The sequence below is a fragment of the Arenicella sp. 4NH20-0111 genome (genome assembly GCF_040366405.1).
Taxonomy (GTDB): domain Bacteria; phylum Pseudomonadota; class Gammaproteobacteria; order Arenicellales; family Arenicellaceae; genus Arenicella.
Window position 1 is genome coordinate 88,887 of record NZ_BAABWF010000009.1, and the last position, 13,544, is coordinate 102,430.

11 protein-coding genes are annotated in these 13,544 nt (G+C 43.5%); 7 read left to right on the plus strand and 4 right to left on the minus strand.

The window, feature by feature from the left end; genetic code table 11:
* Positions 1-117: 117 nt before the first annotated feature.
* Complete coding sequence (locus ABWW54_RS16640; protein WP_353413892.1) at positions 118-366, minus strand: hypothetical protein; 249 nt, start codon at positions 364-366, stop codon at positions 118-120.
* 331 nt (positions 367-697) lie between these two features.
* Here ABWW54_RS16640 and ABWW54_RS16645 point away from each other — a divergent pair, with 331 nt between their 5' ends.
* The 6 genes from ABWW54_RS16645 to ABWW54_RS16670 all read left to right on the plus strand — a co-directional run bounded on the left by ABWW54_RS16645 (position 698) and on the right by ABWW54_RS16670 (position 7,128).
* A complete protein-coding gene (locus ABWW54_RS16645; protein ID WP_353413894.1) occupies positions 698-1,414 on the plus strand; it encodes a response regulator in 717 nt (238 codons plus the stop codon).
* A gap of 159 nt (positions 1,415-1,573) precedes the next feature.
* Positions 1,574-3,679, plus strand: coding sequence for an ATP-binding protein (locus ABWW54_RS16650; RefSeq protein WP_353413895.1), 2,106 nt, complete (start codon positions 1,574-1,576; stop codon positions 3,677-3,679).
* Positions 3,680-3,707: 28 nt separating this feature from the next.
* The gene (locus tag ABWW54_RS16655; RefSeq protein ID WP_353413896.1) at positions 3,708-4,256 is read left to right on the plus strand and encodes a cob(I)yrinic acid a,c-diamide adenosyltransferase; all 549 of its coding nucleotides are present in this window, start codon (positions 3,708-3,710) and stop codon (positions 4,254-4,256) included.
* Between the two features lie 75 nt (positions 4,257-4,331).
* Positions 4,332-5,531: a serine/threonine transporter SstT gene (gene sstT / locus ABWW54_RS16660; protein ID WP_353413897.1), complete on the plus strand. Its 1,200-nt coding sequence runs from the start codon at positions 4,332-4,334 to the stop codon at positions 5,529-5,531.
* A 99-nt stretch (positions 5,532-5,630) separates the two neighbouring features.
* Positions 5,631-6,167, plus strand: coding sequence for a DUF924 family protein (locus ABWW54_RS16665; RefSeq protein ID WP_353413898.1), 537 nt, complete (start codon positions 5,631-5,633; stop codon positions 6,165-6,167).
* An 82-nt stretch (positions 6,168-6,249) separates the two neighbouring features.
* On the plus strand, positions 6,250-7,128 hold the full coding sequence (locus tag ABWW54_RS16670) for a GH12 family glycosyl hydrolase domain-containing protein (protein ID WP_353413900.1): 879 nt from the start codon (positions 6,250-6,252) through the stop codon (positions 7,126-7,128).
* Between the two features lie 421 nt (positions 7,129-7,549).
* Here ABWW54_RS16670 and ABWW54_RS16675 read toward each other — a convergent pair whose 3' ends face one another.
* Together ABWW54_RS16675 and ABWW54_RS16680 are read right to left on the minus strand one after the other, a co-directional pair.
* Positions 7,550-8,479 (minus strand): NAD(P)-dependent oxidoreductase, encoded by a 930-nt coding sequence (locus tag ABWW54_RS16675; protein WP_353413902.1) that lies wholly within the window; start codon positions 8,477-8,479, stop codon positions 7,550-7,552.
* A 44-nt stretch (positions 8,480-8,523) separates the two neighbouring features.
* The gene (locus ABWW54_RS16680) at positions 8,524-9,690 is read right to left on the minus strand and encodes a sterol desaturase family protein (RefSeq protein WP_353413903.1); all 1,167 of its coding nucleotides are present in this window, start codon (positions 9,688-9,690) and stop codon (positions 8,524-8,526) included.
* A 168-nt stretch (positions 9,691-9,858) separates the two neighbouring features.
* Between ABWW54_RS16680 and ABWW54_RS16685 the strand changes: the two genes are divergently transcribed.
* Positions 9,859-10,965, plus strand: a complete 1,107-nt coding sequence (locus ABWW54_RS16685) for a hypothetical protein (RefSeq protein ID WP_353413904.1) — start codon at positions 9,859-9,861, stop codon at positions 10,963-10,965.
* Between the two features lie 781 nt (positions 10,966-11,746).
* On the opposite strand, the gene ABWW54_RS16690 is transcribed toward ABWW54_RS16685, so the two are convergent.
* A complete protein-coding gene (locus tag ABWW54_RS16690) occupies positions 11,747-12,505 on the minus strand; it encodes an SDR family NAD(P)-dependent oxidoreductase (RefSeq protein ID WP_353413906.1) in 759 nt (252 codons plus the stop codon).
* Between the last annotated feature and the right edge of the window lie 1,039 nt (positions 12,506-13,544).

A 13,544-nucleotide genomic window follows, 5' to 3' on the forward strand; every position in this document is an offset into this window, starting at 1 on the left:
AAAACGGCAATAGTATGGGGAATCACCAATTCCGCTCAGCTAAAGATCACAGCGGAAAAACCAGGGTGGCGTTTATGTCAACGACCTACAATCAAACACCCCTTTAGACAGCAGTTTTTAGCAACTTCTGTACGATGAGCCATACACCAAACTTAGATTCCCATTAGCCTTACCACTTCTACGCTTTTCAGCAGCACGCTTTTTAACGATTTCCTGTATGGCCGAATCGTCATCGGGATTTAATTCGATTGATAACCATTCATGACATTCCATGCCCGCTTCATAGGGGATAAGCGGCCCTTCAATCCGTTCAGGGTGGTTATAGATCATATCGTCTGTAACTGGTACAAATACTTGATTGTTCATTTCACTTTCTCTTCTACTGCTTAAGTACACACTACGTTTATGATTTACACATCAGAAACAACACTAAATCACGAACATTGACTGCCAATTCGCCCCACTCTTATCGGTGCTGTATTGCACGAACTAGCCCCAAAATTTAGACCATCAAATTCGGATGACCCAAACATAATTCCCATACGTCTATTAAACTCGCATCGTGTGACTATTTATGGAGTAAGTAGTGGTAAAAATATGGTTTTATCGCAAAGGGGTGTCAGACTTTTACAAATAGGGCAAAATAAGCGCAAGCAAAAAAGTTGCAAGCGCAACCAACTGGAGATTTCAAGACAAAATGGCAATTAATTCGGCTAGAAAGGTAGCCATTGTGGAAGATGATTTTGATCAACGTGAAAACTACAGAGACGCTCTCCAACAATCCGGTTATGAAGTAACGACCTACCCCAACCGACCTGAGGCCTTGCAAGGCATGAAGAAAGACATGCCGGACCTAGCCATTCTCGATATTATGCTGGAGAATGAAATGGATGGAGGGTTTGACCTCTGCCGAGATTTAAGAGCCCTGTCACCCACGCTGCCGATTATATTCTTAACCGCTAGAGACAGTGATATAGATCGCGTATCAGGACTCAGGCTCGACGCGTGGGATTACCTCACCAAACCGCTGAACATGCAATTTTTAAGTGTTCGAATAAACTCACTGTTTCGTATTGTTGACAGCCTTAATAAAACAAGTGAGGACACTGATTCTGACGCTCTGGTCATAGACGATCTAAGCATCAATGAAGACAGCATGTCGATAAAATGGAAAGATCAGGAGTTAAGCCTCACATTAACGGAATTTTGGCTAATTGAATCCATGGCACGCCACCCTGGCCACGTGAAGACCTATGAAAACATGATGCAAATAACGCGTCAAAGTTACGTCGAACGTAATACGATTAATGGTTATATCCGGCGAATTAGAAATAAGTTCAAAGAGATAGATTCAGAGTTCAAGCAAATTCAGACTGTTTTTGGCGTAGGCTACAAATGGAATTCTGAAGGGTGAGGCGCACTGCCTTCTAAATGTTAACATCTCTCGCTTTTTCTCTGACCCAACACTCTGCTAATTAGTATGCGCGCTGCTTTCTCTATCCGAACCAAATTATTGATGGTGGCCCTTCTTCTGCTGTTAATTCCATGGATGTCTTATATCTACGTAAGAGACATGAAGACCTTTCTGTTAGCTGGCCAGAAAGACGCCCTGGCTCTGACGTCGAGAGCCGTCGCGACGGTGTTACACGACCGACCAGAACTTTTTTCAGATCAATCCTCGTTTGACCCTGATGAAGCCGAAGGCAACGAAATTTACGCGGCGCCGCTACCCAATTACATCAACATTAATGGCGACCTAAGTGATTGGGGTGAGCAAGCCAAACAAACGGTCACATCGACTCCCTCTCCGGTAGACAAAGTCATTAACCCAAATAACATCATCTCAGTGGATCATGCGATGGGGTATCGCGGCAATTTTATCTATGCCTTGTACAAAGTGTCAGACGATGAGGTCGTTTTTAGACAACCTGAATTTTTACGCGTTGACGCCGCAGACCATATTAGAGTGACTCTGCAAGATCCTGGACGTCCAGAGCAGAGGTACACACTCATTGCAGGCGAGCCTGGCCGAATGAGTATTTACATCATGGACGATGCATGGCAATACCCAATCACAGGCAAACCCAACTACGACCTTTCCGCTGAATTGAAACTCACGGACTACGGCTATATTGTCGAACTGAGGATTCCCAGGTTCATGTTGCATTCTGATACGCGCTTGAGTGTGTCCATCGCTGACGTCGACAACCCTGACACCTATGAGATAGAAGCCGTGGTAAGGACCACACCTCAAAGCGAGAATGATCTGCTGTCTAAGATTTTAGTCCGCTCTCCCGAAATCGACAAAATTCTTGCAGGCCTCGATCGTGCGGACACTCGAATATGGGTTTTTGGAGAAGACAAACGAATCCCTCGCGCGGTGGTCGGAGATATCCTCACGGTGCCGGCAGCGTATGAGGTGGTAAAACCGGTTCATGAAGGCGAGCATTTACAATACGCTTGGAACTTGGTGGCCTACTATTATAACGTCACCCTCCAAACCGTCTTCACGTACATCATTCAACAAGAAGGACCTGTCGCCCAAAGCGCCCAAGAAGAACAAGCTCGAAACTATGAGCTGGTTGAAAAAGCATTACGCGGAGAAATTTCAAGCGCAAGGGTTCCTTCCAGCGAAAAACAGGGGCCAATTCTAATGTCTGCTCACCCTATTTACTCGGGAGACAGTATTCCCGGAGCGGTGGTGGTTGAACAAAGCACGAATCAGGTACTTCGTCAGCAGCAGGCAATTTTAGAAAATGTAATCAGCATCACATTGTTAGTATTAATTACCGTTGCAACCGCACTTCTACTTTTTGCTTCGCGGTTAACGCTTCGAATTCGTCGCTTAAGAAATGCTACCGAAACCGCGATCGATCGCGATGGCCGCATATTGAATCAAAGACTGAAGGCCGAAGCGAAAGCCGGCGATGAAATTGGCGACCTTTCGCGCTCTGTAAGCAATATGCTAGAACGGTTATCGCAGTACACGAACTACTTAAAAGGTCTTCCCGACACCTTGGCACACGAAGTGAGTAATCCTTTAAATGTGGTTAATTCTTCGCTGCATAACTTGACTCGAGAAGCTCCTGAATTGGCCGACAGCAAATACATGACTCGGGCTCAAAATGGGCTAAATCGGATTGGATCTATATTGAGAAACCTTACCGAAGCAGCCAATTTAGAACAAGCAATGCAATCGGAAACGAGAGAACAAATCGATTTGGTTGACTTAATTGAAAGTTACGTTGACGGTTACTCATTTTCCAACCCCGACCAACCCTTCGACGTGTTAATTCAGGACCGACCTCTCAAGGTGGAGGTCGCGCCCGACTATATAGCGCAGGCCCTGGATAAACTGGTTGATAACGCGATTGATTTCGCCGCCCCAGATACCGCCATCGTGGTAAAAGCGAAGCGAATAAATAACTTTGCTCAAATAGACATTATAAATCGGGGGTCTAGATTGCCCGAGGGAATGGCGGAACGTATCTTCGAACCATTGGTTTCATTGGGTCGCAAAGATGCTCAGAAAATCAGTCTAGGGATGGGGCTCTACATTGTAAAACTCGTTGCAAGTTTTCATGGCGGCGATGTTATTGCCAGAAACTTACTGAGTTCCGACGGCGTGATTTTCTCATTATCTCTGCCGATTCAGGACCTCCAAACACCCACAAATTGATCTAACTTCAGAAAATATAGGTAACATCATGGGCCACAGATTAAGTAAACTTTACACTCGCACAGGGGACGATGGGACCTCCGGCTTAAGTGGCGGTGCGCGAGTACCCAAAAATCATGAGCGAATGAATGCAATGGGTTCTGTAGACGAACTAAACAGCGTTATCGGTCTATTGATTTGCAAGATTGAAGACACGGAACTGGAAGAAATGTTTGTCGCGATTCAACACGACCTGTTTAACATAGGAGGTGAAATAAGCATGCCGGGACACAGCTTCATCAAAAAAGAGAAGATTACTGACCTTGAATCCAAAATTGACGCATTCAACGAAAGTGTCGTACCACTAAAGGATTTTATTCTTCCTGGAGGCAGCGAGGCAGCCTCAGTGTGTCATATGGCAAGATCAATCGCCCGCCGAGCCGAGCGAGATGTAATTACCCTTCACTACGCCGAGCCAGTTTGCGATACTACGCGCCAATACTTAAATCGTCTGTCTGATTTGCTGTTTGTGGCAGCAAGAATCATCAATCTGAGGTTGGGACAAGAAGACGTTCTTTGGAAAAAAGAATTAGCTTGACCCGATTAGACCAAAAGAGTCGAACCAATAGCTCTCACTGCTAACCAAATAATAACAATCATACCGAGGAGACTCATGAGCTCGATAATAAAATTTTACACCGATATCAGCCTAGTGCTGCGTATCATAATCGGCATCGTATTAGGCGCAGCCATCGCAAGTATGTCAGGAGACTGGGGAACCTCAATTTCCTTTTTAGGTGGACTATTTGTTTCAGCACTCAAGGCCGTTGCTCCGATCTTGATTTTCATACTCGTTATTTCATCACTGGCCAACCAAAAATCTGGCCAGAGTAGTAATATGGGAGGGATACTATTGCTGTATGCATTCGGAACGCTATCAGCGGCCACAATTGCGGTTCTACTAAGCTTTGCGTTCCCCGCTCAACTTGACCTTGTCGCTGGCGACCTGAGTCGAGCCGCCCCACAGGGCATCTCAGAGGTACTCAGCACATTACTGTTCAAAATAGTAGACAATCCAATCAATGCTCTACTCACCGGTAACTATGTGGGCATGCTGGCTTGGGCCATCGGCCTCGGCGTCTTACTCCGCGGAGCCAACGAAAACACCAAGTTTTTCCTCCAAGATATCAGCAATAGTGTCACTGGCTTGGTTCAATTTGTAATCCAGCTCGCGCCAATTGGAATCATGGGACTCGTTGCCGGCACAGTGGCAAGCACTGGCTTTTCTGCCCTTGGCACTTACGCGCACTTACTTGGCCTATTAGTTGGCACTATGCTTTTAGTGGCTTTAGTCGTCAATCCATTAATCGTCTTTGTTAAAACACGAAAAAACCCTTACCCTTTGGTATTTACCGCGCTACAAGGAAGCGGAATAACAGCCTTTTTCACCCGCAGCTCCGCCGCTAATATTCCGGTAAACATGCAGCTTTGTAAAAAACTGGAACTGGACGAAGACACTTATTCGGTCTCCATCCCCTTAGGTGCGACCATTAACATGGCGGGCGCAGCAATCACCATCACAGTCATGACACTGGCCGCGGTCCATACATTGGGAATTAATGTCGATCTGCCAACCGCCCTCTTACTGTGCGTCATTGCTAGCGTGGGAGCCTGTGGTTCTTCCGGTGTTGCTGGCGGAAGCCTCTTGCTAATACCATTGGCGTGCTCGCTGTTTAACATCCCAAATGACGTTGCCATGCAAGTGGTGGGCGTCGGATTCATTATTGGGGTAATCCAGGATTCAGCGGAAACCGCATTAAACAGTTCTACAGACGTGGTTTTCACGGCGGCGGTTAGTCGGAATGCAAACTAACCTTCAGTAACGGATAACAAGTGGATGTATTTTGTGCCAAATCAATAGCTCGTACTGAGGTTTCTAGAGTGCGAGCTAGACCAACCTAAAAAGACAATAATGCCATCGAGAGTCTTAACATTTTGGTTTGAAGAAATTGAGCCCACATACTGGTGGAAAAAGGACGAAAATTTTGACCAGCTGATTGTGGATCGTTTTGGAGGACTGCTCAAACAGGCGTCTCGATGTGAGCTCAATGCATGGAGAGCCACACCCAAGGGGCGGCTAGCAGAAATCATTGTTCTTGACCAATTTTCGAGAAATGTCTATAGAGGAACAGCAAGTGCGTTTAGCAATGATCCTTTAGCACTGGCACTCGCCCAAGAAGCCATAATCAACCAAGCGAATAAGCACCTCACACCCATTGAGAATAGCTTTCTCTACATGCCCTTCATGCACAGCGAATCGTTAAAAATTCATCAAATTGCGATCGACTTATTCAAAGGCAACGGCATTGAAAGCAGCTACGAATTTGAGCTAAAACATAAAGACATAATCGAGAGGTTTGGTCGATATCCTCACCGCAATGCGGTTCTTGGACGGCAATCAACGCAAGAGGAAGTGATGTTTCTTAAATCACCTGGTTCTTCATTCTGACCCACAAACCCCTCTAACCAGCACGTTCTCCATCAATAACCAGAGCACATCTAAATACTGACTTCTAAACTAACACACCACAATGTTAAGCAAGCCACATTCGATCATACTACGGGCACTGACTAAGTCATTTACATTTGCGTTTGCTTCAACGACCGTCGCACTGATGACTGCTTTGCCTGCATCCGCTGACAATCAAGACCTCTGGAACAAATCGGACTCAACCAGCATCACTTGTAAAGACTTTGACGCTTTTTCCACACCCGAAGGGGTATTAACAAATAATGTTTGGAATAAGCATGCTGCTGAAGATGATGCATGGAGCCAATGCTTAGAAAAAAGAAGATTGGGAGAGCAAATTCAGTATGGCTGGTCTTGGTCGTGGCCAATGAACCGCCGGGTTATTTATTCTCAACCACAAATTAAGATAGGAGCTTCTCCTTGGGCGCCAACGCCAAAATTCGACAACTCATTTCCGTTGGAAATTGCTGAACTTGAAAAGCTCACGATAGAACATAGCTTGGAAATTAACACCAATGGCGACCATAACATTGCCACGACCCTGTGGTTGATTTCAGAACCCTATACAGGCAACTCACCCAAACCATCAATCATCGTCGCTGAAATAATGATATGGACCTATGCCACACAGGGTCATTTTTCACCGGCAGGTAAAAAGCAAGCCGAATTACGTATCGGCACAGGCATCTGGGAAGTCTGGTATCACCAAGACTGGGACGATAAATCGGGTGTCAATGAGAATAGATGGATAAACGTCACATTTAGAGCAAAGAATGATTCGAAGAGCGCCACAATTCCCGCGCTTAAACTGCTTGAACACGCTATCGATTCCGACTTCATTTCGGATGACTTATACATCGCCGACATTGAGCTTGGCAATGAGATTATGAGTGGTTCTGGCAACGCCTGGGTGAAAAAGTTTACGGTCGATTATCAGTAGTGGGTTCACATCATAAAGCAGAATGATCAAGCGCGACCATCATTAAAGATACTCAGATTGAGGCAGGATGATACAGAGTAACAACGTGCACCGGCCAATCCTAGTGGCAGAAGTGGGTTGTGGTCTCTTTCATTACAAAAGGGCCAAATGGTTAAAGTCACCATAAAAAGAGCTTTCATCTCCACTATCTGTATATTCTTTACTTCAGTTTCTGTAGGCAAAGATCAAACAACACTGTTTTGATAAGAAATTTGAACATTGCATATAGACAAGGTGTATCACGTATTTGCTCTTGAAAGCCATTGTCAAGGCCTAAGAATTTGCACTCGCGACGATTCAATGACTTTTGGGATAGGCTAGGCAGTTTCTCCACGAACCCATTAGTACACCACTGACCTTATAGTCAATAACGCTGTACAGCCTAGAAAACACTACTTAAGAGAGAATTGCCCTTTATATAGTTTTCAATGTTTTTTTGCGTAAGATTGGCTTGCGCGAACAAAGCCTCGTAGGTAGATCCCCCTTGATGAGGTGACAATAATACATTCGGTACGTTTGACCACATGGTTGGGCTAGTTGGCTCTGAATCAAACACATCTAATCCTGCACCCGCAATTTTTTCTGACTTTAAGTAATCTATCAAGGTGGACTCATCAATAACGCTGCCTCTAGACACATTAACAATGACCCCCTTACCTCCTAGTTCATCCAAAATAGTTTGATCTATTAAGTGATTGGTTGATTCATTAGGTCTACAACATATGATAAGGCCCTGGCACTGGTGAGCGAGTTCAGATAATGAAGAAACATAAGAAAACTGAGTTTCTCGCTTTTCTCTTGGCCCCCACCACTTAACGTCCATCCCAAAAGAATCCAGCCTATAAGCGACCTCTATCCCAATAGAACCCAGCCCAACGATACCAATAGGAGTATTACGGATAGAATTGCGTATGAATGCGCTCTCGTTCACCCATTTTCCATCCAAGATAAAGCTATGATTTCTTGGGACTGACAATAGCAGTGACATCATCATTGTCACAGCTAGGTCAGCCACGTCTCCAGAGTTCATACTGGGGGCATTGGTAACTGATATATCTCTGGCCTTACATTCCTCAAGATCAATATGGGAATATCCCGCAGAAATTGAAGCAATTAGCTTTAAGTTTGGAAGTCGATCTAACAATTCCAGATCAATTTTTTCAATGCTTGCCGATAATAGAACTTCAACTTCACTATCAATGGGATGAGATTTTAAAGCTCTATGTCTTGAATAGTCTACGAACTCCCAATCATCGGGGCATTGCGGAAATAGCGACTTCATATCCGGATGCATCATGAAAATTTTTGTCATTTTTATTCTACAAACTCCAGTAACAAAAGAAAATTGTGCTTCCTTTACTTTCCGTCTTTATGCTCTGTCAGAGGCTGCCTATTAGAAAGGCCATCGTCATACTCTTTCTTAAGAGTCTGATCATCTTGTTGTAGTCCAAATCCAAAAACTTCTTGATCAGGCACAAAAGGAGCGACCATCAACCCTGACATTGTCTGTGGATAATTAGGAAATGCGGCAATACCGATATCTTTCGAGGGGCGCTCTCCTTTTGGTTTATGGAAGGTACCAAAAAGAATGTCCCATACTATATATTCACCGCCATAATTTGAATCCCCAATACCTGCCTTGTTGTAATGGTGATACCTATGGTTATCACCTATCGAGAATATATATTCCCAAAACCCAAGCTTAAGCTCGAGATTTGCGTGCTGAAATGTTCCAATAGATAGCGCCATAAAGACCGAAACAACTACTATTTCCTGTGGGGGCTGAAGCAGGGCTAGTGGGATCGCCCAAATGATAGTTTGAACAATAATTTCCAGCGGATGACTACGAATTCCATTCAGCCAGTATAAGCTTTTCGAAGAATGATGCACTGCATGCCATCTCCACATAAAAGGAATTTCGTGCATCCAACGATGGTACCAATACCGGAAGAAGTCCTTTATTAGTAAAAACAGGAATACCTCCACCCAATCCGGCAACATACTTGGCCATATAGCTCGACCGTATGGCTCAAGCCAGTTAACAATCCCTATAATGAAAAGCAAACTGAGTAAGAACTTTGAGATTGCAGACCAAAATATACCTGAGTACAGCATCATCAAATCGACTGTGTAAGAATTACCCACATCAAACCAATCACGGCTAAAAGGGAGTAGACGTTCAAGCGGCGCAAAAATCAGGCCGTACATCACTAAAGTAATAGTTAGACTTGTTAGAGAGCCAAGTGTCACACCTTCTTCCACAGCATTGAATCCAAGGATAAGGGTGACAATAAGTGTTAAAGGAAATAGGCCATGAACCAACATAGTCTTAAAAAAGGTCCCTTCTATTTTATACGACCAATCATCGAATTTTGAGAGCAAAAAAAGCATCGGCCTAGCAAATAGATAGGACCCAATCAATTCGAGTATATTGAAGGGAGCAAGAAGCCACTTCGCCACAAAACTCCCGAAGCGAGAATGCTCTGGAAAAGTTTTATTTTTAAAATCATTATCTCTTTTCATTTCAAATATGCTCCTCAAGCAACTGATATCAGCTAAAGTTAGTCGATGCACTTTATTTTATGATATATTGAACGCGTTCACTTTATAAATAAAAACAATCTATGTCAACATTTATTGTTTTAACCGAACATATTCAACTCAGAATGAGTGCTTAATAAGGAATCGCTAATGCAAATAAAAATACCCTTCAAACTGTTGTTCTCTATAGTTTCAATTTTAGTCCTTGTGACACTGTTAGCTAGAACGGCCAAAAATTCAGGCTACTTTGTTGATATTCGGCAAGTAAGTTACGGCACATGTGAAAAGATAAATGGGCCAGCGGGGGCAGAAGATATAAACATCGACAGAAATCATAACGTAGCATTTATATCCTCTGGAAATGCACGAGAAGTCTTTGATAGTTACCGTTCCGGAATTGACAAAGCCCAAATTGGAGATGGTGCTATTTGGTTGCTAGATCTCTCATTACCAGCATCTAAACCGCATATACTAAAAGTGGATGTTGGAGGCCCTTTCCATCCACACGGGATCGATCTATTAACAATGGAAAACGGTGAAAGAGAGCTATACGTTATCAACCATCCAAAGCGAGACGAGCATGAGGTCTTAGTTTTTTCTGTTACGAGTAATCACGATTTAATTCTAAAGGAAAGAATTGTCTACCCAGAGTTGATTTCTCCAAACGACATAGAAGCCTTTGAACAGAATCACTTTTTTGTAACCAATGATCATGGCAGCCCACAATCTTCTCTAATGGCAAGAATTGAAGAATACCTTGGTCTCTCTAGGTCATCCGTCAGTTACTATGACGGTAAACGGGGGTCTTTAATCATCGAAGGGTTAAATAGCGCTAACGGAATCAAACTCTCATCAGATAAGAGAAGCCTATACATTGCCGAAGCAATCGGTCGTAGCATCAAGAAGTACAAGAGAGGTAATTCCCTTCACCGCTGGAGCCACATAGAAACACTTTACGTCGATACTGCACTTGATAACTTAGAATGGGATAAGCACGAAAATTTATTAGCTGGCGCTCACCCTAAACTGTTTGACTTAATTTCTCATTTCAGAGATAAAAATAAAATCTCCCCATCACATGTAGTGCGTATAGATACCGCCAATTCGCCGATGAGCTATGAAACTATCTATATGGATGACGGAAATGAAATATCTGGCTCAAGTGTAGCAACTAGACACGACGGAATGATGTTAATTGGTAGCGTTGCCGAGCCTTATTTTTTGCGCTGTATAGACGAAGACAATGAATCAATTTGAAAATCTGTTAGATTTTAGATTCTACATCACCCTGCTTTTTTGTTGAGATAGCATACGGCTAAGCTCCGCGTTAACGGGCTTGCCCGAAAATGGTATTTTAATGTCCTATCGCACGACCCAAAAAGTGCTTAACAGAGGTAATTATGTAGGAGCGGTTAGTGAGGATACATTTACTGATCAACCAACTGCCTATTCCGATTTATTTAAGGTAAAAAACGGTGAGATTTCTGAATATTGAGATGCCCTATAAATTATATGCCCAAAAACTGGACGGCAAAGGAAAAACCAAAATCTGCATCACGGAGGTGATGCATGTGTTTCTCGGCACGTACAACTGCCATCATATCCACCATCTATGAGATTTCAGCGGCGCCTAAAATGATTCGACTTAAAAGAAGTTTACACCGAAGATGGTAAGTTAAAGGGCGTCGAGCTCCTGGTCAGATTAAAACTCAAAGAAACTGCGGAACGGATAAATCGCAAGCACTGATGTTACGCGAATTTCAGACGGCTCAGGTAGACGTTTCACTGGCCGTCGATGCCACTAAGCGATGTTTAACCGGTCGCGTATTCTAGTTGCGCTGTCGTTAGTCATCACCAAGCCACCCCTGTGACCCCGCGATCGTCGCCAAAATAGAGGATTATAAGAGCTTCTTGCTCTTTGGACGACTGAAAATTAAGGTGTTGAGTTCTATTTGAGCGTGCTCACTGAATTGCAAAACCGAAGTGCAGGCTACGCTAGTGGCACTTACACAGTAACATATACACCCTCAATTTTTCACTAGGCAGATTCAGCACCATCAATCACCATCGCATGCCCAGTCATATAGTCACATTCGTCAGTGCACATCCAAGAGATTGCGCGCGCGATTTCTTCAGGTTTCCCCAGTCTCCCCATCGGCACTCTACTTAGCAAAATATCTTTAAGCTTCTCAGGGGACGCGTTGTGGTTAACCATATTAGTTTCAATAGGCCCAGGACAGATTGCATTTATTCGAATACCATCAGCAGCATATTCTCTTGCAGCTGATTTTGTCAGGCCTATTACGCCATGCTTGCTAGCCCCATAGGCGGCCATCATAGCGGACTCTTTAATCCCGGCTACTGAAGAAACATTAATAATTACGCCTCTTCTTTGTTCCTGCATCAGCATCAATTCATACTTCAAACATATATATGTCCCCCAGAGGTTTACATCAAAACACCTTTTTGCCAATCCTATGTCACATTCCGCAATTTTACTTGCCGGATGAATCACACCCGCGTTGTTTATAGCGATATCTAGACTGCCTTCTGATGCTCTTATTTCTCTAAACAGATCTTTCACCTGTTCATATTGACTAATGTCCGCTTCAATAAACCGAACAGGCGCGCGGTTAAGCTTACTAAGTTGGTTTACCAACTGATTATTCTCATCGGATTTGATATCTGAAACGACCAAGGATGCGCCTTTTTTAGCAAACTCTATCGCTGTGTGCATTCCTATTCCAGATGCCGCACCTGTAATTAATACAACCCTTCCTTCATGCACTTTTTTCATAAGGTTTAACCTCTATTTCTACTAGAATGACATATAAGTGATCGCTCATAACTTAAAATGAACTCGTTCACTATATCACAAAGGTTTGATTTTCTGCTCATCAAATCGTAATTCTATCTATGCAGATAATGACTAAATGCGTCGGCGTGATGTTTTAAAAACCAATTATCTCTACTCTAGTCTTTCATAGTAGGCAAATTGACAGTGCCGGCTACCATTTCTTGGGTAAAGGAATGTGCCTTGGGAGTTCTTATGGTCTTCTTTTACACGCAAGTTGTGGATTTTTAAGGAATCTTAGTCGGTATTTCGGTATTCTAGTCAGTCTGATTGGCCCCGTTAATGACATCAAAAATTGGACATCTTTCCGACCATCTTCGCTCTAAATGGAGCCTTAGTAGCCCCACCTTGGTTTCTATTTCCTATTCACACCGCCCTATGAACTTTCGACCTGGATTAGGTTTACCTAGATTTTACGCGCTTCCCATATTGGATCGAACTTCAAAGGCTCTTTATACGATCCCTACTGCCACTATGTAGCCTTAATTAGCCCAAAGCTATAATGGCCGAACAGGGCATGCAAGTGCGCGATTGTTTTGTGTTCGAATTGGGGCTACTTTTAATTCTTTTATCGCTTTCTCCTATGTATTCACTTCAAGTCCTGGAATTATTGAAGAAAAGATTTAGCCTGCCAACTTATCAACTCTATGCGCCATTAGCCGCACTGTTTGCCGGGTTGAGTATTTTAATTTACTCCTTTGAGACTCATTACCTAAAACCACAAATGAAACGAGTAACCGCACGGCGGTTTACGACCAAACCATGACCAAAAGGTATCTCTTCCCTAAATGCCAAAAGAGATTAATTTGTAGACTTCTCGTCAGTATCGACCGCAGCGGCCCTCACACCATATGCACATCCTTTTATGGGAGATTGCAACAGAAAATTTGACTACATTTCTTATAGGTACTGCCCTCGGAGCGCCAGTATTGAACGCCTATATTATTGACGTAGCATTTCTAGGAATTTCCTTTAAACTAAT

Coding starts and splice junctions, on each gene's coding strand:
- ABWW54_RS16655 (WP_353413896.1), top strand. CDS start 3,708: ATGGGCCACAGATTAAGTAAACTTTACACTCGCACAGGGGACGATGGG.
- ABWW54_RS16650 (WP_353413895.1), top strand. CDS start 1,574: ATGAAGACCTTTCTGTTAGCTGGCCAGAAAGACGCCCTGGCTCTGACG.
- ABWW54_RS16665 (WP_353413898.1), top strand. CDS start 5,631: ATGCCATCGAGAGTCTTAACATTTTGGTTTGAAGAAATTGAGCCCACA.
- ABWW54_RS16680 (WP_353413903.1), bottom strand. CDS start 9,690: ATGAAAAGAGATAATGATTTTAAAAATAAAACTTTTCCAGAGCATTCT.
- ABWW54_RS16640 (WP_353413892.1), bottom strand. CDS start 366: ATGAACAATCAAGTATTTGTACCAGTTACAGACGATATGATCTATAAC.
- ABWW54_RS16685 (WP_353413904.1), top strand. CDS start 9,859: ATGCAAATAAAAATACCCTTCAAACTGTTGTTCTCTATAGTTTCAATT.
- ABWW54_RS16690 (WP_353413906.1), bottom strand. CDS start 12,505: ATGAAAAAAGTGCATGAAGGAAGGGTTGTATTAATTACAGGTGCGGCA.
- ABWW54_RS16670 (WP_353413900.1), top strand. CDS start 6,250: ATGTTAAGCAAGCCACATTCGATCATACTACGGGCACTGACTAAGTCA.
- ABWW54_RS16645 (WP_353413894.1), top strand. CDS start 698: ATGGCAATTAATTCGGCTAGAAAGGTAGCCATTGTGGAAGATGATTTT.
- sstT (WP_353413897.1), top strand. CDS start 4,332: ATGAGCTCGATAATAAAATTTTACACCGATATCAGCCTAGTGCTGCGT.
- ABWW54_RS16675 (WP_353413902.1), bottom strand. CDS start 8,479: ATGACAAAAATTTTCATGATGCATCCGGATATGAAGTCGCTATTTCCG.